The 26,361-nt window shown below is 72.5% G+C and carries 25 protein-coding genes, 1 pseudogene and 1 riboswitch; of the genes and pseudogenes, 11 read left to right on the top strand and 15 right to left on the bottom strand.

Annotated features, from left to right (window positions below; all coding sequences use genetic code 11):
* Nucleotides 1-91 precede the first annotated feature (91 nt).
* The 4 genes from ACFVWW_RS30075 to ACFVWW_RS30060 all read right to left on the bottom strand — a co-directional run bounded on the left by ACFVWW_RS30075 (nucleotide 92) and on the right by ACFVWW_RS30060 (nucleotide 7,374).
* Entirely contained in the window at nucleotides 92-1,513 is a 1,422-nt protein-coding gene (locus tag ACFVWW_RS30075; protein ID WP_384330972.1) for a GNAT family N-acetyltransferase, read from the bottom strand.
* Nucleotides 1,514-1,601: 88 nt separating this feature from the next.
* Entirely contained in the window at nucleotides 1,602-4,337 is a 2,736-nt protein-coding gene (locus tag ACFVWW_RS30070; RefSeq protein WP_386878898.1) for a DUF6493 family protein, read from the bottom strand.
* On the bottom strand, nucleotides 4,334-5,710 hold the full coding sequence (locus ACFVWW_RS30065) for an SWIM zinc finger family protein (RefSeq protein WP_384180671.1): 1,377 nt from the start codon (nucleotides 5,708-5,710) through the stop codon (nucleotides 4,334-4,336). Before ACFVWW_RS30065 ends, ACFVWW_RS30070 begins: the two co-directional genes overlap by 4 nt.
* Nucleotides 5,711-5,754: 44 nt before the next feature.
* The gene (locus ACFVWW_RS30060; RefSeq protein ID WP_384330963.1) at nucleotides 5,755-7,374 is read right to left on the bottom strand and encodes an alkaline phosphatase D family protein; all 1,620 of its coding nucleotides are present in this window, start codon (nucleotides 7,372-7,374) and stop codon (nucleotides 5,755-5,757) included.
* A gap of 188 nt (nucleotides 7,375-7,562) precedes the next feature.
* Here ACFVWW_RS30060 and sigJ point away from each other — a divergent pair, with 188 nt between their 5' ends.
* Both sigJ and ACFVWW_RS30050 read left to right on the top strand, forming a co-directional pair.
* Nucleotides 7,563-8,447 (top strand): RNA polymerase sigma factor SigJ, encoded by an 885-nt coding sequence (gene sigJ, locus ACFVWW_RS30055; protein WP_384330960.1) that lies wholly within the window; start codon nucleotides 7,563-7,565, stop codon nucleotides 8,445-8,447.
* Nucleotides 8,448-8,688: 241 nt separating this feature from the next.
* Nucleotides 8,689-9,453 carry a GntR family transcriptional regulator gene (locus ACFVWW_RS30050; protein ID WP_384180667.1) on the top strand — a complete coding sequence of 255 codons (765 nt, stop codon included), beginning with the start codon at nucleotides 8,689-8,691 and terminating at the stop codon, nucleotides 9,451-9,453.
* Nucleotides 9,454-9,497: 44 nt separating this feature from the next.
* Here ACFVWW_RS30050 and ACFVWW_RS30045 read toward each other — a convergent pair whose 3' ends face one another.
* Nucleotides 9,498-10,655: an ROK family protein gene (locus tag ACFVWW_RS30045; protein WP_384180665.1), complete on the bottom strand. Its 1,158-nt coding sequence runs from the start codon at nucleotides 10,653-10,655 to the stop codon at nucleotides 9,498-9,500.
* Between the two features lie 196 nt (nucleotides 10,656-10,851).
* On the opposite strand from ACFVWW_RS30045, the gene ACFVWW_RS30040 reads away from it, so the two are divergent.
* On the top strand, nucleotides 10,852-11,346 hold the full coding sequence (locus ACFVWW_RS30040; protein ID WP_386878899.1) for a hypothetical protein: 495 nt from the start codon (nucleotides 10,852-10,854) through the stop codon (nucleotides 11,344-11,346).
* A gap of 38 nt (nucleotides 11,347-11,384) precedes the next feature.
* On the opposite strand, the gene ACFVWW_RS30035 is transcribed toward ACFVWW_RS30040, so the two are convergent.
* Nucleotides 11,385-11,756, bottom strand: a complete 372-nt coding sequence (locus ACFVWW_RS30035) for a fic family toxin-antitoxin system, toxin component (RefSeq protein ID WP_386878900.1) — start codon at nucleotides 11,754-11,756, stop codon at nucleotides 11,385-11,387.
* Nucleotides 11,753-11,980 carry a toxin-antitoxin system HicB family antitoxin gene (locus tag ACFVWW_RS30030; RefSeq protein WP_386878901.1) on the bottom strand — a complete coding sequence of 76 codons (228 nt, stop codon included), beginning with the start codon at nucleotides 11,978-11,980 and terminating at the stop codon, nucleotides 11,753-11,755. Before ACFVWW_RS30030 ends, ACFVWW_RS30035 begins: the two co-directional genes overlap by 4 nt.
* Before the next feature lie 127 nt (nucleotides 11,981-12,107).
* Between ACFVWW_RS30030 and ACFVWW_RS30025 the strand changes: the two genes are divergently transcribed.
* From ACFVWW_RS30025 to purB, 6 genes are all read left to right on the top strand, one after another.
* Nucleotides 12,108-12,986: an LLM class F420-dependent oxidoreductase gene (locus ACFVWW_RS30025; protein WP_386878902.1), complete on the top strand. Its 879-nt coding sequence runs from the start codon at nucleotides 12,108-12,110 to the stop codon at nucleotides 12,984-12,986.
* A gap of 54 nt (nucleotides 12,987-13,040) precedes the next feature.
* A complete protein-coding gene (locus ACFVWW_RS30020) occupies nucleotides 13,041-13,466 on the top strand; it encodes a GNAT family N-acetyltransferase (protein WP_384180655.1) in 426 nt (141 codons plus the stop codon).
* A gap of 79 nt (nucleotides 13,467-13,545) precedes the next feature.
* Nucleotides 13,546-14,889, top strand: coding sequence for a hemolysin family protein (locus tag ACFVWW_RS30015; protein ID WP_386878903.1), 1,344 nt, complete (start codon nucleotides 13,546-13,548; stop codon nucleotides 14,887-14,889).
* A complete protein-coding gene (locus ACFVWW_RS30010) occupies nucleotides 14,889-15,902 on the top strand; it encodes a hemolysin family protein (RefSeq protein ID WP_384331164.1) in 1,014 nt (337 codons plus the stop codon). The genes ACFVWW_RS30015 and ACFVWW_RS30010 overlap by 1 nt, the downstream gene beginning before the upstream one ends.
* A gap of 58 nt (nucleotides 15,903-15,960) precedes the next feature.
* Nucleotides 15,961-16,779 (top strand): SGNH/GDSL hydrolase family protein, encoded by an 819-nt coding sequence (locus ACFVWW_RS30005; protein WP_386878904.1) that lies wholly within the window; start codon nucleotides 15,961-15,963, stop codon nucleotides 16,777-16,779.
* Between the two features lie 59 nt (nucleotides 16,780-16,838).
* Complete coding sequence (purB, locus tag ACFVWW_RS30000) at nucleotides 16,839-18,281, top strand: adenylosuccinate lyase (RefSeq protein ID WP_384180649.1); 1,443 nt, start codon at nucleotides 16,839-16,841, stop codon at nucleotides 18,279-18,281.
* On the opposite strand, the pseudogene ACFVWW_RS29995 reads toward purB, so the two are convergent.
* The 4 genes and pseudogenes from ACFVWW_RS29995 to bioB all read right to left on the bottom strand — a co-directional run.
* Nucleotides 18,257-18,529, bottom strand: a pseudogene (locus tag ACFVWW_RS29995) (LysR substrate-binding domain-containing protein); the annotation flags it as partial. The gene purB and the pseudogene ACFVWW_RS29995 sit on opposite strands and share 25 nt — an antisense overlap.
* Nucleotides 18,530-18,626: 97 nt before the next feature.
* Nucleotides 18,627-19,370: a dethiobiotin synthase gene (gene bioD / locus ACFVWW_RS29990; protein ID WP_386878905.1), complete on the bottom strand. Its 744-nt coding sequence runs from the start codon at nucleotides 19,368-19,370 to the stop codon at nucleotides 18,627-18,629.
* Between the two features lies 1 nt (nucleotide 19,371).
* The gene (locus ACFVWW_RS29985; RefSeq protein ID WP_384180643.1) at nucleotides 19,372-20,679 is read right to left on the bottom strand and encodes an adenosylmethionine--8-amino-7-oxononanoate transaminase; all 1,308 of its coding nucleotides are present in this window, start codon (nucleotides 20,677-20,679) and stop codon (nucleotides 19,372-19,374) included.
* The gene (gene bioB / locus ACFVWW_RS29980; RefSeq protein WP_386878906.1) at nucleotides 20,672-21,838 is read right to left on the bottom strand and encodes a biotin synthase BioB; all 1,167 of its coding nucleotides are present in this window, start codon (nucleotides 21,836-21,838) and stop codon (nucleotides 20,672-20,674) included. The genes ACFVWW_RS29985 and bioB overlap by 8 nt, the downstream gene beginning before the upstream one ends.
* 143 nt (nucleotides 21,839-21,981) lie before the next feature.
* Between bioB and ACFVWW_RS29975 the strand changes: the two genes are divergently transcribed.
* Entirely contained in the window at nucleotides 21,982-23,175 is a 1,194-nt protein-coding gene (locus tag ACFVWW_RS29975) for an 8-amino-7-oxononanoate synthase (RefSeq protein ID WP_386878907.1), read from the top strand.
* 20 nt (nucleotides 23,176-23,195) lie between these two features.
* Here the strand turns inward: ACFVWW_RS29975 and ACFVWW_RS29970 are convergent, their stop codons facing one another.
* A complete protein-coding gene (locus ACFVWW_RS29970; protein WP_384180637.1) occupies nucleotides 23,196-23,453 on the bottom strand; it encodes a DUF397 domain-containing protein in 258 nt (85 codons plus the stop codon).
* An 8-nt stretch (nucleotides 23,454-23,461) separates the two neighbouring features.
* Nucleotides 23,462-24,316: a helix-turn-helix domain-containing protein gene (locus ACFVWW_RS29965; RefSeq protein WP_384330935.1), complete on the bottom strand. Its 855-nt coding sequence runs from the start codon at nucleotides 24,314-24,316 to the stop codon at nucleotides 23,462-23,464.
* A 211-nt stretch (nucleotides 24,317-24,527) separates the two neighbouring features.
* Between ACFVWW_RS29965 and ACFVWW_RS29960 the strand changes: the two genes are divergently transcribed.
* On the top strand, nucleotides 24,528-24,959 hold the full coding sequence (locus ACFVWW_RS29960; RefSeq protein WP_384180633.1) for an ATP-binding protein: 432 nt from the start codon (nucleotides 24,528-24,530) through the stop codon (nucleotides 24,957-24,959).
* Nucleotides 24,960-25,071: 112 nt separating this feature from the next.
* Here ACFVWW_RS29960 and ACFVWW_RS29955 read toward each other — a convergent pair whose 3' ends face one another.
* Both ACFVWW_RS29955 and ACFVWW_RS29950 read right to left on the bottom strand, forming a co-directional pair.
* The gene (locus ACFVWW_RS29955; RefSeq protein WP_384180631.1) at nucleotides 25,072-25,542 is read right to left on the bottom strand and encodes a C40 family peptidase; all 471 of its coding nucleotides are present in this window, start codon (nucleotides 25,540-25,542) and stop codon (nucleotides 25,072-25,074) included.
* A 2-nt stretch (nucleotides 25,543-25,544) separates the two neighbouring features.
* Nucleotides 25,545-25,729, bottom strand: a riboswitch (cyclic di-AMP (ydaO/yuaA leader).
* A 317-nt stretch (nucleotides 25,730-26,046) separates the two neighbouring features.
* The gene (locus ACFVWW_RS29950; protein ID WP_384180880.1) at nucleotides 26,047-26,352 is read right to left on the bottom strand and encodes a hypothetical protein; all 306 of its coding nucleotides are present in this window, start codon (nucleotides 26,350-26,352) and stop codon (nucleotides 26,047-26,049) included.
* Nucleotides 26,353-26,361 lie beyond the last annotated feature (9 nt).

Genomic DNA, 26,361 nt, shown 5'->3' with positions numbered 1-26,361 from the left:
GACGACGCTCCGCGTCGCCTCCCTCCTCCGCCTTGGATGCGAAGCCGCAAGACGCCGCTCGCTGATCCACTGGCTATCGTGCACCAGGTCGTTAGGACTCGGCCTGCTCATGATCGAGCAGTACGGCATCCCCGTACGGAGCCGGCGTCCCCGCGGCCGTCCGGTCCAGCCGGGCCGTGATGACGAGCGTGCCCTCGTCGATCTGATAGTCGAGCGGCAGGCCGAGGCCGCGCATGGCCGCGACCATGCCCGTGTTGGACGCCTGGGTGACGGCGTAGACGCTGCCGCAGCGGGCCTCGACGGCGAGCGCGACGAGCCGCCCCAGCAGCTCGGAGCCGATCCCGCGCCGCTGCCAGGCGTCCTCGACGATCAGGGCGACCTCGGTCTCGTCGCCGTCCCAGAGCAGATGACCGAGGGCGACCAGGCGGCCGGAGGCCGTCTCGACCGTGAGGGTACGGCCGAAGCGCGGGCTGAGCAGGTGGTTGAGATAGCGGTCGGCGTCGCCCACCGGGCCGTGGTAGCGCAGCCCGAGCGTGCGGTCGGAGCAGCGGCGGTGCAGGGCGAGCGCCGCGTCGAGATCGTCGGAGTCGGCGCGGCGGACGGTGATCTCCTCACCCTGCGGGAGGGTGAGCACGTCCTGGCTGCGGGGGATGCGCGGCCCGAGCCGGGCGTCCAGCTCGACCAGGGCGCGGGCCCGGGCGAACTCGGTGGGGGTGAAGGGGAGATAGGGACGCTCGACGGTGATGCTGCCGCCGTTCGGGTCGCGCAGCCGCATCGATGTGCCGTCCAGGACGCCTTCGACGGGCGCGGTCTCGCCGGTGACACGCCCGGTGACGGAGACGGCGGGCCGGGAGTGGATCGTGCAGCGGCCGAGCAGCTGGCGCAGCGCGAGAGGCAGTTCCGCCGCGTCCAGGGCGGTACGGGTGGCGAGGCCGAGTACCCGGGTCGGGGTGTCCACCAGGTCGTGCGTGTCGGCGCGCTCGATCCAGGTACTGCTGCCGCCCGCGGCCGAGACCTCACGGGTGAGGTCCTTCGCCTGGAGCGAGGCCGGGGCGCGCAGCAGGAACTCGTCGACCGTGCCGTCGGCCAGCGGATGGGTCTGCAGGGTGAGGATGTCCACGCGGTGCGCCGCGAACGCCGTGCACAGCGCGGCCAGGCTCCCCGGCTCGTCCCGCACGGTGGTCCGCATCCGCCAGAGCGTGGTCTCCGCCGCCCCTCGTCCTTCCCGTACCCCCGGATCGGGCGAGGTCACGGCGCCGGCGGTGGTCCCGCCGGCGCCGGGCGTGGGTGGGGCTTGACTGTGCCTGCGTGCCCACCATGTGTGGAACGCGGCCGTGGCGGCGAGCGCCACGGCCGACGCGACCAGCAGAAAAGCCCCGTCGGGTCCGTGCGCGATCATGTTCGCCAGGGCGTCGGCGACGGCCACAGCGGTGAACAGGGCGGCCAGTTCGACAAGATCCCGCCGCCAGTGGTGCGGACGGCGGACACTCTTCGCAGATGTCACATCAGTCATGACCTCACTCTGACCGAATGGTGTTGCGTGATCACGAACGGTTTGTGACTGATGGGTTAAGTATGGATCTGTTCCCTTTTGGGGCGTCTCACGTCAATTTTGGCTTGGACTGATCGCTTTCGGAGCGCAATGCGGCCAGTAGCCGGGCCGCCTGCGCGGTCACCCGCGAGGCACCGCCGCGTCCGGCCACCTCCGGCAGACCGGATATCTCCTCCGCGGCACCGCACCGCTCCACGCACTCGGCGGCCACGGACAGGATCTCCCCGAGCCCGGGTCGTGCCGTCCCGGCGCGCGCGGCCCCCGGGGCCAGCAGGGCGGGCAGCGCGGCGCGCAGCACGGACCAGACCGTGCCATACGCACCGGTGGCGGCGGCCGTACGGACCGAGTCGGTCAGCCGGTTCAGTTTGACAGGACCCGAGTCCACCAGTGCGGCCAGCTCCTGGCCCAGCAGCGATCCGTCCAGCTCGCCACGGGCGGCGAGCACCAGCAGGGCGTCCACGGCCGACAGCCGGTCCTCCGGGTGCCGGGCGCCCAGGCCGTACGCCAGCGCCCGGTGCAGCGCGAGCCCCGCGGGACCGCCGCTCTCGGCGAGGAGCGGCAGCCACCAGGCCCCGGCCCGCTGGTCGTGCTCCGCGCAGCCCACCACCTCGGGCAGCAGCCAGGCGGCGAGCGTGTCCCGGTCCTCCGGCAGCACGGCCGGCCAGCTTCTGGTCAGCTCCCCGCCCCAGTGGTAGCAGTGCGAGCGGGTACGGATCTCCGTACGGCCCAGCCATTGGAACGCACGCGGGAACTCCCGGTGGACGACGAGCCGTTCCCTCCTCTCGGCCAGCAGCCGCTGCGCCTTTGTCCGGGAACGCGGCCACCAGCGGCCGGCCCCGGACGGCTCGGACCGTTCGATCTGCTCGGACTGCTCGGTCGGCTCCGATGTCCCGGCCGCCCCGGGCTCCCCGGTACGTCCGAGCACGGGGAGCGCGGTCCCCTCCTCGATGAGCCAGGCGGCGAGCCGGTCGGCTTCGGGGGTGCCCAGCGCCGCGGCGGCGCGCGCCGTCTCCGGGTGCCGGCCGCGCCGTACACGCAGCAGGGCCTGAGCGAAGTCGACCGGAGCCGGGGTGGCGCGCAGACGCTGGTATTCAGCCAGCCGCTCCACCAGAACCTCGGGGTCCAGCGCACCGGTGCTCCAGGTCGGGGTGGCGAGCAGGAAGGGGAGTGGCTTCGCGCGCACCAGATGAGCGGCCTCCCACAGCCGTGCGTCGATCACCCCGTTCAGCGCGGAGTGTGCGCAGGAACTCGATGCCGTCCCGCGCGCGTTCGCCTGCGACAGCATCCGCTCGGAGACCTTGCCGAGCACCGACGCGGCCACCACTTCCACGCCGCGGGTCAACCGGGAGAACCGCTCGTCACGGTGGTGCGCGGCCGTGTCGTCCAGCCACCAGCGGTCCGCCAACGCGTCGCGCAGCGCGTCGGCCAGCGCCGTCCTGTCCCGGTGGGCGTGGCGGACCAGACCGTCGAGGGTCCGCTCGAACGACGGCATGTCGCCGCCCGCGATGACCAGCGCCGACACCTCCTCGACCAGCTCGGCCAGGGTCGCCGGGGCCGGCTCCAGACGCACCGGCTCCGGCGCGGGCGGCAGGAACTCCTCGTACGGGCCGGGATCGGGCTCCGTCGGCAGTTCGCCGAAGACCTCGGTGGCCCGCGCCCGGTGGACGGGGCTCAACAGCGCGGCCGCGGCGGCCAGCTCCGACCGCAGACCGCTCTCCACGGCGGACAGCTGCCGGGCCACCAGCTTCAGCGCCCGTTCCTGGACACCCGTGTCCTCGTGTCCGAACGCCTCGGCGACCGCAGGCAGCAGCTCGCCCGCGGAGCCGCTGTCCGCGCGCAGGACCTTGCCCAGCAGCACCAGTTGGGCCCGGACAAGCTTCTTCTCGGACCGGAAGAGCACGGACCGTGACATGTCCGCGAGGCTCCGCGCGGGCAGGACGCCGGACACGGCGAGCCGGGCGAGCACCCCCTGTGCGTGACCGGCGACCTGCGACGTCCCGTCCGACGCCATGGCGATCCAGTCGGAGATGTGCTCCCGCTCCTCGTCCGGGGTCAGCGCCAGCCGGTCCAGCAGATTCAGGAAGAAGACCAGATCGCCCGGCACGCCGCCGCGCAGCAGGCGCGCGACGGAGGAGTCCACGAGCAGCCGCCGCTCCACCACCCCCTCCTCGGCCAGGGCGGTGAGCACCGAGGGCCAGTGGTGCGGCTCGGCGGGGTCGTTGTACCAGGCCAGCGGGCGCGGCAGTTCGGCCGTCCCGAAGAGCCGCGGGACCATGACCCGCACCTGCGGATCCTCGCGCAGCGAGGCGAGGAGCCCGTCGCGCGGCGCCGCCGCGTCGACCCAGCCGTGCACGTATCCGTCCGTGGCCGGCGCGGGACAACCCGACAGCCGGACCAGCCCCGAGATGAACGGGTAGTCGAGCTCGGCGGTCGACGCCCGGCCCGCGAGCCGGTGGGCGACATCGCCGAGCCAGGCCGGCTCGCGTTCCGAGAGAAGGTCGAGCAGCAGGACGTGCGGCAGCCGGGAACCCTCCCGCAGATCGCGGGCGCCCAGCCAGGCCGCGGCCGCCGCCGCCCCCGTATGGCAGCCGGCGCCCGCCACGACCAGCGCCCGCTGGATCTGCCCACGCTCCCGCCACCGGCCCCACGGCCACCCGCGCAGCTCCGTGCGCAGCGCCTTCAGCGCGGCCAGCGCCTCCTTGCGGTCCGCCGCCGTCAGCGGCTCGACCAGCCCGGGAACGCTCTCGACACGACCGGCCCGTACACCGTCGAGCAACTCGCTCATCGGGCACCTCCGGCGGTCGGAACGGCCTCGCGCCGGGCCATCCGGACGGCCAGCGCGTGCTTGCACGGCCCGCGTCGTCCCCGGTAGTCGGCCCACCAACGGCAGGTGCAGCTCAGCACCCCGCCCGTCTCCCGCACCTGATAGCGCCGCTCGCCCGAGGCCACGGAGGCCAGTTCGCCGTCCAGCGCCACGGCGCCCGAGGAGAGCAGGGCGCGGGCCGAGACCAGCCGCGGATTGTGCCGCTCCGCGCGCCGCGCGTCGTACGGCAGCTCCCGGTGGAAGTACCCCGCGTCCGCGATGTCGTAGCCGACCCGGCCCGCCGTCCCCAGCCGGGTCAGCGCCGCCCGGACCCGCTCCACCGTCAGCCCCGCCTCCGCGGCCAGCTCCACCGGATCGATCCGTGGCTCCCACGCCAGCAGTACGGACACCAGCTCGGCGTCCCCCGCGGCCTCTTCGGTGGCCAGCGCCTCCAGCACCCCGCCCTCGCCGGAGAATCCGCGCGCCGCGTCGGGCGACAGCGTGAGGGTGAGCCGCATCCCCGGCAGCACCACCTCCCAGGCGCTCGCCGCCGCGGCTCCGTCGGCCACCGGCCCGTACACCCGCAGGGCCGTCGCGTCCCGCAGCACCCGCTGCAACGCCACCAGCCGCTCGGGGCCCGGCAGACAGACGGCGCCCGGCACCGGCCTGGTGGTCGGCCGCAGCGTTCTCCCCGCGGGTACGACCCACATCGCCCCGCGGGAGGCGTTGCCGGAACCGCGAGGCAGCGAGCGCAGGAAACGGACGGCCTCCGCCGCGGTCAGCTCGGCCCGCAGGTCGAATCCGGCGGAGACCACCTGCGCCTCCGCGAAGCCGCGCAGCCAGCGGTCCGGCAGCGGAACCTTCTTCTCCACCACCGGGCCGTCCAGGGTGGTGACCGTCAACTCGTCGGGGCCCACCCGCAGATGCAGCGGATCGTCGGCCGTCATCCGCGACAGGGCCTCGCGCAGCGGATTGTTCACATCCACATTGGTCGTGCCATGACCCGTCGCGGCGCCGTCGAGCCCCTCCCGCAGCACATCGAGACGCGCGTACACCCCGCAGCAGCCGGAGAACGACTCGAAGCGCAGCCGGTCCCCGTTCCCCGTCACCACCGGGTCGAGCGACGCCGCCAGCACCCGCTGGTAGTAGCGCGCGCCCGCCACGTCCGCGACGGCGAGCAGCCCCCGGGCGGCAGCGCGCGGCGACGACAGAAACCCGGCGAAGAAGCGCGGATGCGCCTCGGCTCCGGCGGGTGTCAGCCCGCCCGAGGTCTCCAGACCGAGCAGCCGTCCGCCCCGCGTGTTCTCCAGGGCGGACGGACGTGAATAGGCAAGCGCCTGTACGGATCGCGTCATGAAAAAGACGTTAGATCCAGGCACTGACAATCGACTTCGGGCTCCTACTGGCCGACCTTCCCCGGCTGGAGCACCTTGGTGAACAGCACCGTGCCGCCCTGTGCCCGCAGCCGGACCGTCAGCTCTCCGCTGCCGCCGTCGATGTCCACCTCGCCGAAGAGCGGAGGCGTCTCCATCGGCGAGAGATTGGATCCCTGAGGAGCCTTCACGAAGACCCGGTCGGGGCCGAACGTGCCGTCCAGCGCGCTGGCCGGGAACTGGCCCGCCGCGATCGGCCCCGAGACGAACTCCCAGAAAGGCGCGAAGTCCTTGAAGGCGGCCGGCTCAGGCGTGTAGTGCTGCGCGGAGGTGTGGTGGACGTCCGCCGTCAGCCACAGCGTGCCGGTGATCCGCTGGTGCTTGATGTACCGCAGCAGATCGGCGATCTGGAGCTCCCGGCCGAGCGGAGCGCCCGGATCGCCCTGCGCGACGGCCTCGATGTTCGCCGTACCGTCCGGCACGACGAGACCGATCGGCATATCGGCGGCGATCACCTTCCACACCGCGCGCGAGCGCGACAACTCGCGCTTGAGCCAGTGGAGCTGCTCGGCGCCCAGGATGCCGTTGACGTCGTCGGCCTGCCGGCCGGGGGAGTTGGCGTTGCGGAACGTCCGCATGTCGAGGACGAACACATCGAGCAGCGGACCGTGGTTCACCACCCGGTGGATACGCCGGTCCGCCCCGCGCGCGTGCGGGGCCGAGATGGGGAAGTATTCGTGGAACGCCTGAGCCGAGCGGGCGGCCAGTACGTCCACGTTCTTCTCGGTGTAGCGGTCGTCGTCCAGGATCTGGCCCGGGTACCAGTTGTTGCGCACCTCGTGGTCGTCCCACTGGGTGATCGAAGGGACCTCGGAGTTGAAGCGCCGTACGTGTGCGTCGAGCAGGTTGTACCGGAAATTGCCCCGGTACTCGGCGAGGGTCTCCGCGACCTTCGACTTCTCCTCGGTGGTGACGTTGCGCCAGACCCGGCCGTCGGGCAGCGTCACGCTCGGCTCGATCACCCCGTCCGCGTAGATCGTGTCGCCGCTGCACAGGAAGAAGTCCGGGTTGAGCCGGCGCATCTCGTCGTAGACGCGGTGGCCGCCGATGTCCGGGTTGATGCCCCAGCCCTGCCCGGCGATGTCGCCCGACCAGAGGAACCGCACGTCCTGCCCGCGCCGCGCCGGCGCGGTGCGGAAGGTGCCGTACACCGGCTCGCCCGTACGGCGGGGATCTTCGGGATCGGCCAGCGTCACCCGGTAGTGCACCTGCTCGCCGGCGGCCAGTCCGCGCAGCGGGACCGTCCCGGTGAAGTCGGTGCCGGGGCCGAGCAGCGGACCGTGCCAACTACGGGCGCGGCGGAACGATTCGGTGGCCGACGTCTCCACAATCATGCGGGCGGGCCGGTCCGACCGTACCCACACCAGCCCCGACGAGGAGGTGACATCGCCGGTCTGGACGCCCCAGGCGGCCCGCGGCCGCCCCGACAGGGCCTGCGCGGGGGCGGCGGCCGCGAGGGCGGCGCCGGGCAGGGCCAGCGCGGCCGAGGCGGCGAGCGAGCCGCGCAGCACACTGCGACGGGCGGGGGATTGGGGGACGCCGGCGGCCGGTGACCGGCCCGAGGTGTTCTCGGAGCTGTGTGACATCGAGGGGGTCTCCTGGGCAGGTGTGCCGTGGGTGTCGTGCCATGCCTAACGCCCGGCGGCGGCCATCGCGCGAACCCCGCGTGAACAGCCGCGTCCGGTTCCACGCTCCGGCGCGGCCCGGCCGGTTGTGTCCCGCGCCGCACGGATATCGCCTGGACAGCCGACGGGCCGTCGGCTGGGATGGGAACGTGGCAACCGACACCGCGAGCACCGACGCCTTCGAAGCGCACAGGACCGTACTGACGGGTGTGGCCTACCGCATGCTCGGCCGGATCGCCGACGCCGAGGACGTGGTGCAGGACGCCTGGCTGCGCTGGAGCGCCGACGCGCGTACGGACATCCGCGAGCCGCGCGCGTATCTCGTACGGATCACCACCCGGCTCGCCATCGACCGGCTGCGCCAGGCGCAGACGCGGCGCGAGGCCTATGTCGGCCCCTGGCTTCCCGAGCCGATCGTCACCGACTTCGGGCCCGGCGTCCCCGACACGGCCGAGCGCGCCGTGCTGGCCGAATCGGTCTCGCTCGCCGTGCTGGTCGTGCTCGAATCGCTCTCGCCGCTGGAGCGCGCGGTGTTCGTGCTGCGGGAGGCCTTCGGCTTTCCGTTCGGCGAGATCGCCGTCACGCTCGACCGCAGCGAGGCGGCGGTACGGCAGCTCGCGGGCCGGGCCCGCCGCCATGTCGAGGAACGCAAACCCCGCTACGACGTCGACCCGGCCGAACGCCGCGCTCTCACCGAGCGGTTCCTCGCCGCGGCGGGCGGCGGCGATCTCGAAGCGCTGCTCTCCCTGCTGGCGCCGGACGTCCGGCTGGTGGGCGACAGCGGCGGCAAGTCCAAGGCGCCCCTGCGGATCATCGACGGCGCCGACAAGGTGGGCCGTTTCCTCTTCGCCGTCGCCGGCGACATCGCGCAGTACACCTTCGAGGTCATGGAGATCAACGGCGCTCCCGCGGTGCTGGTCAGCGTGGGCGGAGCGCCGGATCTCGTCCTTCAGCTGGAGATCAGGGACGGCCGGGTGCAGTGCATCCACCTCGTCCGCAACCCGGACAAGCTCGGTGGAGTGTCCGCGCACTGACCGTTCGTGCCCCAGAGCCCCCCGTCCGCCCCGGACGCGGGGCTCCGTGCCGCGCGCGCCCCGGCGGTGTACGAACGTCCTGTGAACACCCTGCGTCGGAGTGTGCTTTCTCTCGGTAACGGCAGAGGATTGGTCTTGACCAACGGGATGAGCCGTCCTATCGTCGCTGTTAGTGCAGGAACCTTTAATAAACAAGGGCACGTAAAACCCGCCGAGGACACGGCGATTGCGGAGGATCAGGGTGGGGACCACGCAGCTCGAATCAGTGCCGGAGCCTAAGTACTGGCACCTCAGGACCGTGCTCGGCGAAGCGCTCGACTCCGACTTCGCGGTGGGGGAGGTCCTGCCCAACGAGCGTGACCTGGCGGCCCGTTTCGGGGTCGCCCGCGCCACGCTCCGGCAGGCTCTGGAACAGCTGGAGCTGGAAGGCAGGCTGCAGCGCCGCCGCGGTGTCGGCACGACCGTCGCCCCGCCGCGCGTGGGCGTGGACGTCTCCACGCCCCAGCACGAATGGCCGGGCGCCGCCCAGGACACCTGGCAGCCCCTCGACTGCGCCCTGGCGCCCGCGCCCGTCGCGGTGGCCAGGCTGCTGGAGACGGACGCCGCCGAAGAGGTCCACACCGTCCGCAGGATCCGCGTCACCCAGGGGCAGTCCGTGGCGGCCGAGCTGCTCTACGTACCGTCCTCGTCGGTGCCCGAGCTGTCGGCCATCGACGCGCCGTCCGGACCCGCCCGCGCCCGCAGCGTCCTGCGTGAGCTGCAGCGCCTCGGCCTCGACGGCCAGGACCGCGCGGTGGAGCTGGGCTCGGCGCGCGCCGACGACGCGAAGGAGCTGGACCGGCTCCCGGGCGCACCCGTCCTCGTGGTGACGACGCGCTATGTCGTGGAGGGCCGTACCGCCGCCGTCTCGGTGGCCACCTACCGCGCCGACACCTGCCGGCTCACCTTCGGGGACTCCGGCGACCTGGAGATCAGCGACCAGCCGGAGGAGCGCCGGGCTTCCTGAAGCCGGGCCCGCCGCACGCTTGCCCGTACCGTACGGCCCGTCGCTCAGCGGCGGGCCGTCACCGTTCCCTCCACCGCGAACAGCTGCTCCTCGACATGGTCGAGAGCCAGCCGCAGTGCGCCGGTGGCCACCGCCGCCTCGCCGAGCAGCGAGAGCGCCACCCGGGGCGGGCGCAGACAGTAGCGGGAGAGCTCGTCGCGCAGCGGATCCAGTACGCCGTCGAGTCCGGCCGCCCAGCCGCCGACGACCACCAGCTCCGGGTCCAGCGCCAGCACCAGCGCCGCCACGTCGTGCACCAGTCGCTGGATGAAGCGCTCAACGGCCTCCTGGGCGCGCACATCGCCCTCCCGGGCGTGTGCGAAGACCTTGGCCACCGCCTGCTCGTCGAGCGGATGGAGGGGTTCGTCCGTCGTCGACAGCAGCTTCTCCGGTGTCACATCGCGGCCCAGCAGATGCAGCGCGCCGATCTCGCCGGCCGCCCCGCCGAAGCCGCGGTGCAGCCGCCCGCCGATCAGGGCGCCCGCCCCGGGACTCAACCCCGCCAGGACGAAGACGATGTCGTCGGAGTCGGTGGCCGCACCCTTCCAGTGCTCGGCCACGGCCGCCGCGTTGGCGTCGTTCTCCACCAGCACCGGACATCGGAACGAGCGGCGCAGCCGCTCACCGAGCGCCAGGCCCGTCCACTGCGGCAGCGCGGTGCCCAGCCGTACGGTCCCGTCGGCCTCCACGATCCCGGGGCTGCCCACCCCCACCGCCCGCAGGGAGCTGCGCGCCACCCCCGCGCGCCGCAGCACATCGGCCACGGCGAGCCTGACCCGTTCCAGGCGTTCGTCCGCGTCGGCCGTCTCCGAGACCTCCCGCGACCCGGCGCCGATGATCCGGCCGTCCAGCCCGGAGAGCAGCGCGGCCACCCGGTGCGGCCCGATCTCGATGCCGAGCAGATGCCCGGCCTCGGCCCGGAACCGGAATCTCCGCGCCGGGCGGCCCTGCTTACGGGCCTCGCCCTCCTCCGGAGCTGACTCGACGACCAGGCCGGCCACCATGAGCCCTTCCACCACGCCCTCGACCGTCGGCCTGGACAGACCCGTGACCCGGGTCAGATCCGTGAGCGTGAGGGAGCCGGCGCCGCGCAGGGAGTGCAGGAGCACCGCTGAGTTGATCCGCCGCAGGAGCGAAGGGTCTCCGCCGGTCAGCCGCCCCACGGTATGTCCTCCCGGTCGTGCGCGTGTCTGGCGGATGCTACTCGGTGGTTGGCGGTGCGGCGAGTGGCGAGCGCGCCCGCCTTATTAGGCTGTGACGCCTGGGCGACCGCACGAGGAGTCGGAACGGGGCAGTGGCACCGCACCGTACTCACCTGACGGGCAGCCAATTGTCAGTCCCCGAGGGTTTACTGAGTCGATGACCACCGCACAGCACCTCGCCGTCATCGAGCTGCTGCGTGTCCGCGCGTTCCCGGCGGAGCGCGGCCCGTCCGAGGTGGGCACGAGCGGACCGGGCTACCACCTCGCCGAGCTGCCCCGAAGTGACGGCTTCCGGTACGACGGCTTCCGGTACGACGGCGGGGACGAGGACGTCGCGCGCCTGATCGAGGACGCCGATCAGTGCGCCGCGGAGCACACCGCGCTGACGGAGATCCTCTCCGCCCGTTTCGGGGAGCCGCAGTACATCAGCCTGTGGAGCGTCCACGTCCGGGGCGGCGAGGGTGAGGAGATACCGGAGCCCTGGCGCGAGCTGAGCGAAGGGCTCCGGTATATCCACCTGTGGCGGATCGAGAGCCGCTGGCTCGCGGTGGGCATGGCGGGCGAGGGCGAGGGCGAGGGCGAGGGTGAGGGCGGCGGCGGGGAGCGGCGGTCGCGGCTCGTCGCCGCGGTCACGGAGACAGACCCGCCGTAGCGGCCCGCCTCGCCGGGTGTCCCGTCGGAGGCCGCGGCTCAGAGGCTCCAGCCGCGCAGCTCCTCGGCGATGGCCCGGACGTCGGCCGTGCCGCCCTTGACCAGCTTGGCCAGATCCCGGACCTGCTCGGGCGAGGTGACGACCTTCAGCCCGCTCGCGACGAGATAGCCGTACGCGACGGCGGAGGCGTACATCGCGTTGGAGCGCTCCAGGGCCGGCACATGGAGCAGCAAGTGCAGCAGGGCGGCGGCGCGGGCGTGCGGGTCGCTGTAGACGGGGGTGCCGAATATCTCCGCGTCATGGCGGCTGACGGCGGCGACGAGCGCGCCCCAGTCGGTGACCTGCGGGTCTCCGGGTGTGTGGTGCTCGGCGACCATCAGGAGCCAGGCCAGTTCGATCCGCAAGGTCAACGCGCGCCTTCGCCTTCCGCGCCGAACTCCTCGACGAAGACCGATGCGTACTGCTTCATGAAATCGGCGGCGGACTCGACGAAGGTACGTCCGGCCTCGCCCGTGTCCTGCTGGACGAGTTCCTCGATATAGCGGTTCACGCTCACCCCGCGCTGGGAGGCTTGTCGGCGAGCGGCCTCCGCGGTGGTCTCGTCCACGCGTACGTTCAGCTGAGTCTTGGCCACCCCACCAAGCTAGCGCGTCAGTGCTAGCGCGGACAAGTGGCCGCCCGCCGGGACACCCGAGAGCCGGGACACCCGAGAGCCGGGACACCCGCACAGGCCGGGACGCACGAAGAGAAGGAGAGACTCCATGCCACGCTCCTTCCGGTTCGCTGTGAACATGCTGACGCCGGCCGCCGGCCCGGAGTGGCGCAAGCGGTGCAGACGGGCCGAGGACCTCGGCTTCGACGTGATCCAGGTGCCGGACCACCTGGGGATGCGCGCGCCGTTCCCGGCCCTGGTGGCCGCGGCGGAGGCGACCGGGCGGCCACGCCTCGGGACGTTCGTGCTCAACACCGCCTTCTGGAACCCCGCGCTGCTCGCCCGCGAGATCGCGACCACGGACACGCTGACCGAAGGGCGGCTGGAGGTCGGGCTCGGCACCGGTTACGTACAGGAGGAGCACGAACGGGCCGGTCTGGAGTTCCTCCCGCCGCGCGAACGGGTCGATCTGCTCACGCGCATGGTCGGGGAACTGGACCGGCTGCTCGGCGACGAGGCACATGTCCCCCGGCCGGCGCAGCTGCCGCGGCCGCCGCTGCTGATCGGGGGGAACGGCGACCGGGTGCTGCGGCTGGCCGCCGAGCACGCGGAGATCACCGCCTTCACCGGGGCCCGGGTCACACCGGACGGTGTGCGGGTACTCACCGCCGAGGAACTGGACGGGCGGGTCGCGGCGTACCGGGGCTTCGAAGCCGGCCGGCCGGCCCCGGCGGAGCTGAATCTGCTGCTCCAGATGGTGACGGTCACCCAGGACCGGCGGGCGGCGGTGCGGGAGCTGCGCCCGATGGCTCCGCATCTGACCGAGGACCAGATCCTGGAGGTTCCGGTGATCGCCGTGGGCACCGTACGGCAGATCGCCGACCAGCTGCGGGAGCGGCGGGAGCGGTTCGGTTTCAGCTACCTGACCGTCCTCGACCCGTTCATGGAGGCTTTCGGTCCGGTGATCGAGGAGCTGCGCGGCAGCTGACCGCATCGCGGAATCCGTTCGACGGGGCACGGCGGCCGGTGATGGGATCCGGGCATGGACGATCTCCGGATACGGGCCGCGTCGCCGGCCGACCTCGACGCGGTGCTCGCCTTCTGGAAGGCCGCCGCCGAAGGGACCAGCATCACGGACGACCGCGACGGCATCGAGCGGCTGGTGGCCCGCGATCCCGGGGCGCTGATCCTCGCGGAGCGGGGCGGCGCGCTCGCCGGCACGGTGATCGCCGGGTTCGACGGCTGGCGCTGCCATCTCTACCGGCTCGCCGTGCGTCCGGACCAGCGGCGCCTGGGTATCGGCGGGGCGCTGCTCGCGGCCGCCGAGGAACGCTTCGTACACCTGGGCGGGCGGCGCGGCGACGCGATGGTGCTCGACCGCAACGAGCGCGCTCAGCACGCCTGGCGGGCGGCCGGATACGGGCCGCAGCCGCAGTGGACCCGCTGGGTCAAGCCGCTGGACGGCTGACGCTCCCCACGGGCCGCCGGGCGCCGGGCCGTCGAGCGGTCCTTCTCCTGCTGACCGATCATGGGACGGAGGTGAACCGATGACCGAAGTGCTTCTGCTCCTCGTGGCGGTGCTGCTCGCCCTCGCCTGCGGGGCCTTCGTCGCGGCGGAATTCTCGCTCACCACCGTCGAGCGCGGCGATCTCGAACGGGCCGTCGAGCGAGGGGAGCGGGGCGCCGCGGGCGCCCTGAAGGCCGTGCGCAGTCTCACCTTCCAGCTCTCCGGCGCCCAGCTCGGTATCACCGTGACCAATCTGGTCGTCGGCATGCTCGCCGAGCCGTCCGTCGGCAAGCTGATCCGCGGGCCGGTCGAGGCCGTGGGCCTCTCCCCCTCCGCGGCCTCCTCGGTGGCCCTGGTCATCGGTACGGCCCTGTCGACCCTCGTCCTGATGGTCGTGGGCGAGCTGGTCCCGAAGAACTGGGCGATCTCCTCGCCGCTGGCCGTCGCCAAGGTGGTGGCCACCCCGCAGCGGTACTTCACCCTGGCCTTCCGCCCGTTCATCAGCCATCTGAACAACACCGCGAACCGCATCGTGCGCGGCTTCGGCCTGGAGCCCACCGAGGAGCTGGCCTCCGCCCGCAGCCCGCAGGAGCTCGTCGCCCTGGCACGGCACTCCGCGCAGAAGGGCGCGCTGGAGGCGGACACCGCCGAGCTGTTCGTACGGACCCTGAGTCTGGCCGCGCTGACCGCGGAGAACGTGATGACCCCGCGGGTGCAGCTCATGGCCCTCGACGTGCGGGCCACCGCGGAGGATGTCGCCAACGCCACCCGCGCCACCGGCCTCTCGCGCTTCCCCGTCTACCGGGGCAGCCTCGACTCGGTCGTCGGCGTGGCGCACATCAAGGACGTGCTGGCGGTGCCGGCGGAGCGCCGGCCCCGGTTCCCGGTGGCCGAGCTGCTCCGGGAGCCGCTGCTGGTGCCGGAGAGCCTGACCGTGGACAAGCTCCTCGACCGTCTTTCCGGCGGCACCACGATGGCTGTCGTCATCGACGAGTACGGCGGGACGGCGGGGGTGGTGACGCTGGAGGACATCGTGGAGGAGGTCGTCGGCGAGGTACGCGACGAGCACGACCCGCACGAGACCCCCGACCTGGCCCCGCTGGGCGAGGACGCGGAAGGACGGGCGCTCTGGTCGGCGGACGGCGCCGCACGCGCCGACCAGCTGGAGACCGTCGGACTGCGGATGCCCGAAGGGCCGTACGAGACGCTCGCCGGGCTCGTCGCCGCCGAGCTGGGCCGGATCCCGGCCGAGGGCGACGTCGTCGAACTGGACGGCTGGCGGCTCGAAGTCACGGACGCCACCGGCCGGCGGGCGGCCCGTCTGCTGCTGCGCGCGCCCCGCCCGGCCGCCGAGGCCGCCGAGGACACCGAGGAGAGCGGATGATCACCGCCGTCCAGCTGTTCATCGGTCTGCTGACGCTCGTCGTCAACGCCTTCTTCGTCGCGGCCGAGTTCGCGCTGATCTCCGTACGCCGCAGCCAGATCGAGCCGGAGGCGCAGGCCGGGAACCGGCGGGCGCGCAGCGTCATCTGGGGTCTCGAGCATGTGTCGGCGCTGCTGGCGGCGGCGCAGCTGGGCATCACGCTCTGCACGCTGGTGCTCGGTATCGTCGCCGAGCCCGCCATCGCGCATCTGCTGGAGCCCCTCTTCCACGCGGTCGGCGTGGCGCAGGGTCTGGTGCATCCGATCTCGTTCGTCATCGCGCTCGTCCTGGCGACGTATCTGCACATGCTGCTGGGCGAGATGGTGCCGAAGAACGTCGCCCTGGCCGGCCCCGCACGGGCCGCGCTGCTGCTCGGTCCGCCGCTGGTGGGACTGGCCCGGGCGCTGCGGCCGGTGATCTTCACGGTCAACGCCTTCGCCAACGCCCTGCTGAAACTGCTCCGGGTGGAGACCAGGGACGAGGTGTCCGCCACCTTCTCCGACGACGAACTGGCCCGGCTGGTCACGGACGCGGGCCACGCCGGGCTGCTCGACGACCGCGCGGCCGAGCGGCTGCACGACGCGCTGGAGCTGGGGCGCCGGCCGGTGAGCGATGTGGTGATGCCGCTGGAGCGGGTGGTCTTCGCGCGGCCCGGGGTCACCCCCGAGGAGCTGGAAGGGCTCGCCGCCGAGTCCGGCTTCTCCCGCTTCCCGGTGGTCGACAGCTCACGGCGGATCCTCGGCTACCTCCATGTGAAGGACGCTCTGGACGCCCTGCCGCGCGACGTGCCGTTCCCGGTGTCGGCCATGCGCGCCGTCGCGCGGGTGCGGGTCACGACCCCGATGGACGACGTGCTGACCGCGATGCGCCGCAGCCGTACCCATCTGGCCGCGGCCGAGGACGAGGACGGCAGGCTCGAAGGCCTGGTGACGATGGAGGACGTCCTGCGCGAGCTGGTGGGCAGGCACGCGTGACGGCGGTGCCGGGGCTCCCTCGGGACGCCTGCGTACCGCGCGGTACGATCGCTCCGCCATGGAGATGAATGCCAACTACACCAGTTTCGTCGCGGTCGGTGACTCCTTCACCGAAGGCATGTCCGACCTCCTCCCCGACGGCTCGTACCGCGGCTGGGCGGATCTGCTCGCCGCCCGTCTCGCCGCCCGCACTCCCGGGTTCCGGTACGCGAATCTCGCCGTACGCGGCAAGCTCATCGGCCAGATCGTCGAGGAACAGGTGGATGTCGCCGCGGCGATGGCGCCGGACGTGGTGACGCTGGTCGGCGGACTCAATGACACACTCCGGCCGAAGTGCGACATGGGAAGGGTGCGCGGGCTGCTCGAAGAGGCCGTGGAGCGCCTCGCGCCGTCCTGCGGGAAGCTGGTGCTGATGCGCAGTCCCGGCCGCAGCGGTCCCGTCATGGAGCGCTTCCGGCCGCGGATGGAGGAGCTGTTCACCTTCGTCGACGACCTGGCCCAGCGGCACGACGCCCTGGTCGTCGATCTGTACGGGGCGACGGTGCTGGGCGATCAGCGGCTGTGGGACGTGGACCGGCTGCATCTGACCGCGGAGGGCCACCACCGGGTCGCCGAGGCCGTCTGGCAGGCGCTGGGCCTGGAGGCGGAGGACGACTGGCGGGCGGAGCTGCCGCAGGCCGCGCCAGTGCGGTGGGTGATGCGGCGGACGAGCGACATACGGTTCGCGCGGCAGCATCTGGGGCCGTGGGTCATGCGCCGTGTCACCGGGCGCTCCTCCGGCGACGGCCGTCCGGCCAAGCGTCCCGAGCTGCTGCCGTACCGGATGCCGCCTCTCACGGCGCCGGGGCCGGACTCCGCCCCGCCGGGTCTCTCGTAGCAAGCCACAAACCGGGCCGCGGCGCCGACCTGCACAAACCGCCAGTAGAATCAGCTCACGTGACTGCCGTGTCTGCGAAGCCTCGCATCCCCAATGTCCTTGCCGGCCGCTACGCCTCGGCGGAGCTGGCCCTGCTGTGGTCCCCCGAGCAGAAGGTGAAGCTGGAGCGTCAGCTGTGGCTGGCCGTGCTGCGGGCGCAGCAGGACCTCGGGATCGAGGTGCCGCGGACCGCTCTCGCCGACTACGAGCGCGTGCTCGACCAGGTCGACCTGGCGTCGATCGCGGAGCGCGAGAAGGTCACCCGGCACGATGTGAAGGCGCGGATCGAGGAGTTCAACGCGCTCGCCGGCCATGAGCAGGTGCACAAGGGCATGACGTCCCGTGACCTGACGGAGAACGTCGAGCAGCTCCAGATCCGGCTCTCGCTGGAGCTGACGCGGGACCGTACGGTCGCGGTGCTCGCGCGCCTCGCGAAGCTCGCCGGTGAGTACGGGGAGCTGGTCATGGCCGGCCGCTCGCACAATGTCGCCGCCCAGGCCACCACCCTCGGCAAGCGGTTCGCGACGGCCGCCGACGAGCTGCTCGTGGCGTACGGACGGCTGGAGGACCTGCTCGGCCGCTACCCGCTGCGCGGCATCAAGGGCCCGGTCGGCACCGCACAGGACATGCTCGACCTGCTCGGCGGGGACACCGCGAAGCTGGCGGAGCTCGAGCGGCGCATCGCGGGCCATCTGGGCTTCGCGCAGGCCTTCACCTCGGTCGGCCAGGTGTATCCGCGCTCGCTGGACTACGACGTGGTGACCGCGCTGGTGCAGCTGGCGGCCGCGCCGTCCTCGGTCGCGAAGACGATCCGGCTGATGGCCGGGCACGAACTGGTCACCGAGGGCTTCAAGCCCGGCCAGGTCGGCTCCTCCGCCATGCCGCACAAGATGAACACCCGGTCCTGCGAGCGCGTCAACGGCCTCATGGTGATCCTGCGCGGCTACGCGTCGATGACCGGCGAGCTGGCGGGCGACCAGTGGAACGAGGGCGACGTCTCGTGCTCCGTCGTCCGCCGGGTGGCGCTGCCGGACGCGTTCTTCGCGTTCGACGGGCTGCTGGAGACGTTCCTGACGGTCCTCGACGAGTTCGGCGCGTTCCCCGCGGTCGTGGCGCGTGAGCTGGACCGCTATCTGCCGTTCCTCGCGACGACCAAGGTGCTGATGGGCGCGGTACGCGCCGGGGTGGGCCGCGAGGCGGCGCACGAGGTCATCAAGGAGCACGCGGTGGCCTCGGCCCTGGCGATGCGCGAGCAGGGCGCCGAGCGCAACGAACTGCTGGACCGGCTGGCCGCGGACGACCGTATGCCCCTCGACCGCGCCCAACTGGACGCGCTGATGGCGGACAAGCTGTCCTTCACGGGCGCGGCGGAGGACCAGATCGCCACGGTCGTCGCCCGCGTCGACGAGATCGTGAAGCAGCACCCCGAGGCCGCGGGCTACAGCCCTGGCTCCATCCTGTGATCTCCGGATGACGCGGGAGGAGTCCGAAACCGGCGGAGCTCTCTGATGAGGGCGCGCACCGCGGCCGTGCCCGCCGGCCCGGGAGCGGTGACGTAACCGACGGACCGCGACGGGCGCCCCCGGCCGAGCAAGGTGATCTGGACCGACGGCGGTGCTCCGGTCAGCGAGAGCATCGGCATGATGGCCATGCCGAGACCGCTGCCGACCATCGAGAGCACCGCTCCGTCGTCCTCCGCCTCGACGGTCGCGCGTCGATCGTGGACGCGTTCCTGGGCATGCTGCGCGGCGAGAACGTGGGGAAGATGATCGTCCAGCGGGGCGTGAGCACCGCGACGCGGACGGCGCTCACCCCACGGCCGGCCGCGTCCCCGCATCCGCTGCGAACTCCGCGCTGAACGAGGCCGCGTCCCATCGCCCCGCCAGCCGCGGCGCCAGCCATGACGCCGCCCGCGCCCGGAACTCCGCGGGCGGCAGCGCGCCCGCGCCCTCCGGTACGGCGCCGAGCAGCGGCGCCCCCGCCACCTCCGGCAGATCCGCCAGATTGCACCGCGCCGCCAGATCCGGTGCGGCAGGCCAGCTGCCGACAACCACCCCGAGGAGTTCGAGCTGTCTGGCGCGCAGCGCCTCGGCGGTCAGCGCGGTCGCGTTCAGCGTGCCGAGCCCGGCCGGCGCCACCACCAGCACCGGAGCGCGCATCAGCCGCGCCGCGTCCGCGAGTGTCCCGCCCGCCTCGTCGAACCGTACGAGCAGTCCGCCCGCACCCTCGACCAGCACCAGATCGTGCTCGGCGGCCAGCTTCTCGGCCGCGACGGCCACCTCCTCCGGCCGTACCGCCGCCGCGCCGGCCCGACGGGCGGCGGTCGCGGGCGCCAACGGGTCGGGGAACCGCGCGAGTTCGACCGCGGTGACCTTTCCCGCCAGCCGTGCCACCACCGCCACGTCGCCCGCCTCGCCGGGGGCGAGCCCCGTCTGCGCCGGCTTGAGCACCGCGACCGTATGTCCCCGCGCGAGCGCCGCCGCGGCGAGCGCCGCCGTGACGACGGTCTTGCCGATCTCCGTCCCGGTCCCCGTCACCATCACTACCGGCATGTCAGCCCTTCCGTGCCGCCGCGGACGCCGAGGCCGCCGCGGCCACCGCGCGGCAGATCCTGGCGACATCCTCGTCACCCGTCACATACGGCGGCATCGTGTACACCAGATCGCGGAACGGCCGCAGCCAGACGCCCTCGCGCACCGCCGCCCGGGTCGCGGCGGCCATGTCCACCTCGTGGTCCAGCTGGACGACCCCGATGGCGCCCAGCACCCGTACGTCCCGTACGCCGGGCAGGGACGCGGTCTCCGCGAGCCCGTCGCGCAGACCGGTCCCGATCCGTTTGACCTCCCGCTCCCAGTCCTGGCCGAGCAGCAGCCCGATCGAGGCGTTGGCGACCGCGGAGGCGAGCGGATTGCCCATGAAGGTCGGTCCGTGCGCCAGCACCGGGACATCGCCGCGCGAGATGCCCTCGGCCACCCGTGCGGTGCACAGCGTGGCGGCCATGGTGAGATAGCCGCCGGTCAGCGCCTTGCCGACACACATCACATCGGGGGAGATGCCGCCCTGCTCGGCGGCGAAGAGCGTGCCCGTACGGCCGAAGCCGGTCGCGATCTCGTCGAGGATCAGCAGCACGTCGTGCTCGTCGCACGCGTCCCGCAGGACCCGCAGATAGCCGGGGGAGTGGAAGCGCATCCCGCCCGCGCCCTGCACGACCGGCTCGACAATGACCGCGGCGAGTTCGTCCGCGTGCCGGGCGATCAGCTCGCGCAGCCCGTCCGCGTACGTCTCCTCGAACGCGTCCGGCGGCGCGTCCGCGAAGATCTGGCGCGGCAGCACCCCCGACCACAGATCGTGCATCCCGCCGTCGGGGTCGCACACCGACATCGGCTGCCAGGTGTCGCCGTGATAGCCGCCCCGCCAGGTCAGCAGCCGCTGCTTCGCGGGCCGTCCCACCGAGCGCCAGTACTGGAGACACATCTTCACCGCGACCTCGACCGACACCGAGCCCGAGTCGGCGAGGAAGACATGGCGCAGCGGCTCAGGAGTGATGTCGACGAGCGTGGCCGCGAGCCGTACGGCCGGCTCGTGGGTGAGCCCGCCGAACATCACATGGCTCATCCGGTCCAGCTGGCCACGCGCCGCCTCATTGAGCACCGGGTGGTTGTAGCCATGGATCGCCGACCACCAGGACGACATCCCGTCGACCAACTCGCGCTGCCCGTGGGCGGGTTCCGCGAGCCGCAGCCGTACCCCGGACGCGGACTCCACGACCAGCGGTTCGGCACGGCCCGGCATGGGACCGTACGGATGCCAGACGTGGGCCCGGTCCAGGGCCAGCAGGTCACCCGGGGCAAGCTCAGGCATTGGGCGCCAGGTCCGTACCGGCGCCACGGCGGCGTACCGCCACCAGGTCCGTACGGGCCGGGGTGACCGCCTCGGCAGCGGCCGCGACGCTCGCGCTCCCGGCATCGGCGGCGGCCGGTGCGGCCTCGCCTCCGCCACACGGAGCGCAGCCGCCGGCGCGGTGCTCGGGCAGCGTCGTCGTGTCCGCGCCCTCCACCTCGAAGCCCGCGTCCGCGATCATCTCCAGGTCCGCCCTGCCCTCCTGGCCCTCACTGGTGAGGTAGTCGCCGAGGAAGATCGAGTTGACCAGGTGCAGCGCGAGCGGCTGCATCGTGCGCAGATGCACCTCGCGTCCGCCCGCGAGCCTGACCTCCACGTCCGGGCAGACGAACCGCGTCATCGCCAGGATGCGCAGGCAGCGCTGCGGGGTGAGGTTCCACTCCTTGGCGAGCGGCGTCCCCTCGAAGGGGATGAGGAAGTTGACCGGCACCGAGTCCGGGTCCAGCTCGCGCAGCGAGAAGACCACATCCACCAGGTCCGCGTCGCTCTCACCCATGCCGGCGATCAGCCCGGAGCAGGCGGAGAGGCCCGCCGCCTGGGCCTGCTGCACCGTCTCCACCCGGTCGGCGTAGGTGTGCGTGGTGGTGATGTCCCCGTACGTCCCCTCGGACGTGTTGAGGTTGTGGTTGTACGCGTCGGCGCCCGCGGCCCGCAGCCGCTCCGCCTGTCCGTTCGAGAGCAGCCCGAGGCAGGCGCACACCTCGACGCCCTCGTTCTGCTCCTTGATCGCCTCGATGGTCTGCGAGACCCGGTCGACATCCCGGTCCGTGGGACCGCGGCCGCTCGCGACCAGACAGACCCGCTTCGCCCCGCCGGCCACTCCGGCGGCCGCGGCCTTCGACGCCTCGTCGGGCTTCAGCCAGGTGTACTTGAGGATCCCCGCCGTGGAACCGAGCCGCTGCGAGCAGTACGAGCAGTCCTCGGGACACAGACCGGACTTGAGGTTGACCAGATAGTTGAGCTTCACCCGCCGCCCGAACCACTGACGGCGCACCTTCCCGGCCGCGGCCACCACGTCGAGCAGATCGTCGTCGGAGGTCGCCAGTACGGCGAGGGCTTCTTCGCGGGTCGGCAGCTCGCGCCGCAGGCCCTTCTCCACCAGCGTCTTCAGCAGATCCATAGTGCCGATCCTGGCTTACCGGGAGCCCCGCGGCCAAGGAGGAACCCGACAACACCGGCGGATCGAGGTGTGTGCATGGCCACACCCTGACCCGGTCGCGCCCCGGTTAGGGTCTGTGCGCTGCCTACAAAAGGACCGGACCCATGGAGCAGGATCAGCGGGAATCCCCCGACCGGCACGACGATCCGTTCGCGTGGACCGACGACGAGGCGCGGCGCCGTGCGCGGGCGGGTCTGGTCCGTACGCTCCGGCCGCGCCCGGCCGACTCCGACCTGCTGGATCTGGCGAGCAACGACTATCTGGGCCTGGCCCGCCACCCCGCGGTGACCGGCGCCGCGGCGGACGCCGCCCGCCGCTGGGGCGCGGGCGCCACCGGCTCCCGGCTGGTGACCGGCAGCACCGCCCTGCACGCCGAACTGGAACGTGAACTGGCCGCCTTCTGCGGCTTCGAGGCCGCGCTCGTCCTCTCCTCCGGTTACGCGGCCAATCTCGCCGCCCTCACCGCGCTGACGGCGCGCGGCTCCCTGCTCGTGTCCGACGCGGGCAACCACGCCTCGATCGTGGACGGCTGCCGGCTCTCGCGCGCCGAGACCGTGGTCGTACCGCACGCGGCGCCCGACGCCGTACGCAAGACCCTCGACGAGCACGACGGGCGGCGGGCCCTCGTGGTGAGCGACGCGGTGTTCTCGGTGGACGGCGACGCGGCGCCCCTGCGGGAGCTGGCCGAGGTCTGCCGTACGGGGGGCGCGGCCCTGCTCGTGGACGACGCGCACGGTCTGGGTGTGCTCGGCGAGGGCGGCCGGGGCGCGCTGGACGCGGCGGGCCTCGCGGGGGCGGCCGGTGTGGTGGCCACCCTCACGCTCTCCAAGTCCCTGGGCAGCCAGGGCGGCGCGGTCCTCGGCCCCGCGCGGGTCATCGACCATCTGGTCAACGCCGCGCGTACCTTCATCTTCGACACCGGTCTGGCCCCGGCGGCCGTGGGCGGCGCCCTGGAGAGTCTGCGGCTGCTGCGCCGGGAGCCGGTCCGGGCGGACCGCGCACGGGCGGTCGCCAGAACCCTGCACCAGCGGCTGACCGGGGAAGGGCTGACCGCCGTGCGGCCGGACGCCGCCGTGGTGTCCGTTCAGGCGCCGTCGCCGGAGACGGCCGTGCGCTGGGCCGCCGACTGCCGCGCCGCGGGTCTGGCCGTGGGCTGTTTCCGCCCGCCCTCGGTGCCGGACGGTATCTCCCGGATCCGGCTCACCGCGCGTGCCGACCTGACAGAGCGGCAGATCGACACGGCGGTGCGGACGATCGCGGCGACCGCGCCCGCGGAAGCGGTCACGGCCGCCGGCTGAGTGTCCGTACGCGACCGCTCTCAGGCCGCGAACACCTCCTCACCGAGCGCGGAGACGAAGGACGTCCATGCGGCCGTGGAGAAGGACAGATGCGGGCGGGTCACGTTCTTGGAGTCCCGTACGGCGAGTCCGTCCGCGCCGGTGCGGGCGGTCTCCACGCAGTTGTTCATCCCGGTGCTGCGGCTGCTGCGCCGCCACGGGCCGGCGGAGACCGGGAGAGTGGTGGGGGGAGTGGGGGCTGAAGTCTGGGCAGGGGGCTGTGCGAGGTAAGCGGACATGATGCTCCCTACGCGCCGTCACCGATGCCGGCGATGAGATCCAATGAGTCCTCGGACGAGAGGGCATGCGCCTGCGTCGTGTCGAACGCCGCGCGGTACGCCTCCAGGTCTTCCTTCCGCTCCAGATAGAGGCTATTCGTCAAGTGGTCGAGAACGACCAAATCCAGATCGGTAATGTGCGGAAAAGAGAAGACAACGAAGGGTCCGGTGAGCCCGGCATAGCCGCCGGCGGTGAACGGCAGCACCCGCAGCTGTACGTGGGGGAGCCGGGCCAGCTCCGCCAGTCGCCGTAACTGCTCCCGCATCACCGCACGCCCGCCGACCTCCCGCCGCAGCACGGCCTCGTCGAGCACGGCGTGCAGCTCCAGCGGCGTCGCGGTCCGCAGCACCTCCTGGCGCGCGAGCCGCACATCGACCAGGGCGTCCACCGTCGCGGCCGGCAGACCCTCCAGCGCGGCCCGCGTCACGGCCCTGGCATAGCCGGGTGTCTGCAGGAGCCCCGGCACCACGGACGTCTCCAGCGTGCGCGCCGCGCTGGCCTGCGACTCCAGGCTGATGAAGTCCCGGTAGCCGGGCGGGATCACCCCGCCGTACGCCTGCCACCACCCCGGCCCGTCGCCCGCCGTCCCCGCCAGGGCGCCGAGCAGCGTCCGCAGCTGCGGGTCGCCGATGCGCAACGCGTCGAGCAGCCCGGCCAGATCCGTGTCCTTCACCCGGCTGACGCCCGTCTCGATCCGGCTCACCTTCGACTGGTGCCAGCCGAGGAGCCGGGCCGTCTCCCCGCTCGTCAGTCCCGCGCTCCGGCGCAGCCTGCGCAGTTCGTCCCCGAGCCTGTGCCGGCGCACCGCCGGAATATGCCGCATGACCGACGAAGGTATCTTTCCGGCGCCCGGATACGGTCTCGCGTCGCAGAGTTCACCGCTTCGAGCGACAGATATATGCAGATCTCGGTGGATCGGCCGTGTGAACGCCGCGATGAGTGGCACTCTGGCGGCGAAGCGCGGTCCGAGGCCGTCCGCACAGTCATCCGTGCTGTGCCGGAGTCCGGTCCGGCGGGAAAGGGACAGCGTCGCCATGGCAGATCACCAGGAAGCATCCATCACCCTGCCGAGCGATCCGGCGTCGGTGCCCGCGGCGCGAAGATACGTCGCGGAACTGCTCACCGAATGGGGGCTGCCGGGCGAGGCCGAGACCGCCGACACGGTCCGGCTGATCGTCTCGGAGCTGGCCACCAACGCCGTGCAGCACACCCTCGGCCAGTCGCCCACGTTCACCGTGGAGATCCGGCTGGAGCGTCACGAACAGCTGCGCCTCGGGGTCACCGACAGCCACCCGCGCTGGCCGCAGCGGCTCCCCGCGGCCGTGCAGCAGGACAACGGCCGAGGGATGGTCATCATCCGTTCGCTGACCGCCGAGTGCGGCGGCCGGCTGTCCGTCACCCCGACCTCGGAGGGCGGCAAGACGGTCTGGATCACCCTGCCCTGGACGGCCCCCGTCCAGGGCTGAGCCACGGACCGGCCAGGACCGGCCAGGACCGGCCGGGGCCCCGGCGGCGACCGACGGCGCGATCCGACGCGCCGTCAGCGCCCGTCCGAGTGCGGGGCCGTCCCCCGCGCGCTCAGTTCACCCGGCCGTACCAGACACCGCGGGTCCAGATCCGCTCCAGCCGCACCACGGCCCCGCTCTTCGGCGAGTGCCAGATCTTCCCGCGGCCCGCGTAGATCCCGACGTGGTAGACGTTGCTTCCGTAATGGAAGAACACGAGGTCCCCGCGGTGTCGGCCGGAGGGGGGGATATGTCTGGTCCTGTTGTATTGTTGCTGAGCCGTGCGGGGGAGCCGCTTACCCACTCTCTTGTACGAGTAGAGCGTCAGCCCCGAGCAGTCGAAGCTGTGCGGCCCGGTGGCTCCGTACTGGTACGGCGCACCCTGCTTCGAGGCGGCGATCCGTAGAGCCATGGCCGCGTGAGCGGCGTGTGCCTCGGCCGTGGCACCGGGCGCCAGCATGGTGCCGCCGACGGCCGCGATCGTGAGGGCCGATACCGCACCGGCCCGTGAGAGCAAAGACGGGACATACGTCTGCGCAGTCATGCGCAACCCTTCGTCAGCCGCCTGTGAAGGATGACCTGTCGGGTTCGGACAGGCGAAGATGCCCGGCCGCGTAAGCGACTTAACCCCTAGGGGTGACCTTGTATCAGGTCATCCCGTACCGCTCGGGTCCTCCACTCCTGCCGATCCACTCGTGTCGACCAGACATCCGGTGCGGCGGCAGGACTCAGCGTCCGCCCGGACCGCCCCGTCGTGGTGGCGGGGGCTTGTCGTCCCACGGATCTTGACGTAGCAACAGGTGGATTTCCGAGGCGAAACGACGATATGTGAGTCTCGTCACGTTGGACCCATATGGGTGGCCGAGCGGCGTTTCGTGTCAGGGTCATGGCGTCTGATGAGGGCTCCACCTGCACGGGAGCAAGGAGGCGCGTCGCGGGTCCGGCCGCTTTGCGCAACTTCATTCCCCCGTCCTGTCCAGGCAGTTCATACGCCGAACGAGGGGGCTTTTCCCGTACGGACGCGTCCGTACGGGAGCGCCGCCCGCGCTCAAGTCGGTTGTCCGGGCGGCATCGTGACCCGATCCGCCCGCCGCTCCCCGTCCAGCACCCTCAGCGCTCGCGCCAGGGTCGACGCGTGCAGTTCGGTTTCGCCCCGCGCGTGCATCGCCGTCAGGGCGTCCCTGAGCTCGGCGGCCAGCGCGGGCAGGGCCTGGGCCGCGCGCAGCGCGCTGTAGGTGTCCGCGCCGCGCGCCGGGTTGATCCGGCCCAGCAGGTCGATGATCCCGAGATAGCTGTCGACGACATCGCCCTCGGCCCGGGTCAGTGCCGGCAGCGGCGGCAGTTCCGGCGGCAGCGTCACCGG

It is taken from the genome of Streptomyces sp. NPDC058198 (assembly GCF_042882605.1).
Taxonomy (GTDB): domain Bacteria; phylum Actinomycetota; class Actinomycetes; order Streptomycetales; family Streptomycetaceae; genus Streptomyces.
The sequence above is the reverse complement of the archived record's forward strand: the minus strand, read 5'-3'. Positions and strand labels throughout refer to the sequence as shown.

Coding starts and splice junctions, on each gene's coding strand:
- ACFVWW_RS30075 (WP_384330972.1), bottom strand. CDS start 1,513: ATGACTGATGTGACATCTGCGAAGAGTGTCCGCCGTCCGCACCACTGG.
- ACFVWW_RS30070 (WP_386878898.1), bottom strand. CDS start 4,337: ATGAGCGAGTTGCTCGACGGTGTACGGGCCGGTCGTGTCGAGAGCGTT.
- ACFVWW_RS30065 (WP_384180671.1), bottom strand. CDS start 5,710: ATGACGCGATCCGTACAGGCGCTTGCCTATTCACGTCCGTCCGCCCTG.
- ACFVWW_RS30060 (WP_384330963.1), bottom strand. CDS start 7,374: ATGTCACACAGCTCCGAGAACACCTCGGGCCGGTCACCGGCCGCCGGC.
- ACFVWW_RS30040 (WP_386878899.1), top strand. CDS start 10,852: ATGACCACCGCACAGCACCTCGCCGTCATCGAGCTGCTGCGTGTCCGC.
- ACFVWW_RS30025 (WP_386878902.1), top strand. CDS start 12,108: ATGCCACGCTCCTTCCGGTTCGCTGTGAACATGCTGACGCCGGCCGCC.
- ACFVWW_RS30020 (WP_384180655.1), top strand. CDS start 13,041: ATGGACGATCTCCGGATACGGGCCGCGTCGCCGGCCGACCTCGACGCG.
- ACFVWW_RS30015 (WP_386878903.1), top strand. CDS start 13,546: ATGACCGAAGTGCTTCTGCTCCTCGTGGCGGTGCTGCTCGCCCTCGCC.
- ACFVWW_RS30005 (WP_386878904.1), top strand. CDS start 15,961: ATGGAGATGAATGCCAACTACACCAGTTTCGTCGCGGTCGGTGACTCC.
- bioD (WP_386878905.1), bottom strand. CDS start 19,370: ATGCCGGTAGTGATGGTGACGGGGACCGGGACGGAGATCGGCAAGACC.
- ACFVWW_RS29985 (WP_384180643.1), bottom strand. CDS start 20,679: ATGCCTGAGCTTGCCCCGGGTGACCTGCTGGCCCTGGACCGGGCCCAC.
- bioB (WP_386878906.1), bottom strand. CDS start 21,838: ATGGATCTGCTGAAGACGCTGGTGGAGAAGGGCCTGCGGCGCGAGCTG.
- ACFVWW_RS29975 (WP_386878907.1), top strand. CDS start 21,982: ATGGAGCAGGATCAGCGGGAATCCCCCGACCGGCACGACGATCCGTTC.
- ACFVWW_RS29970 (WP_384180637.1), bottom strand. CDS start 23,453: ATGTCCGCTTACCTCGCACAGCCCCCTGCCCAGACTTCAGCCCCCACT.
- ACFVWW_RS29965 (WP_384330935.1), bottom strand. CDS start 24,316: ATGCGGCATATTCCGGCGGTGCGCCGGCACAGGCTCGGGGACGAACTG.
- ACFVWW_RS29960 (WP_384180633.1), top strand. CDS start 24,528: ATGGCAGATCACCAGGAAGCATCCATCACCCTGCCGAGCGATCCGGCG.
- ACFVWW_RS29955 (WP_384180631.1), bottom strand. CDS start 25,542: ATGACTGCGCAGACGTATGTCCCGTCTTTGCTCTCACGGGCCGGTGCG.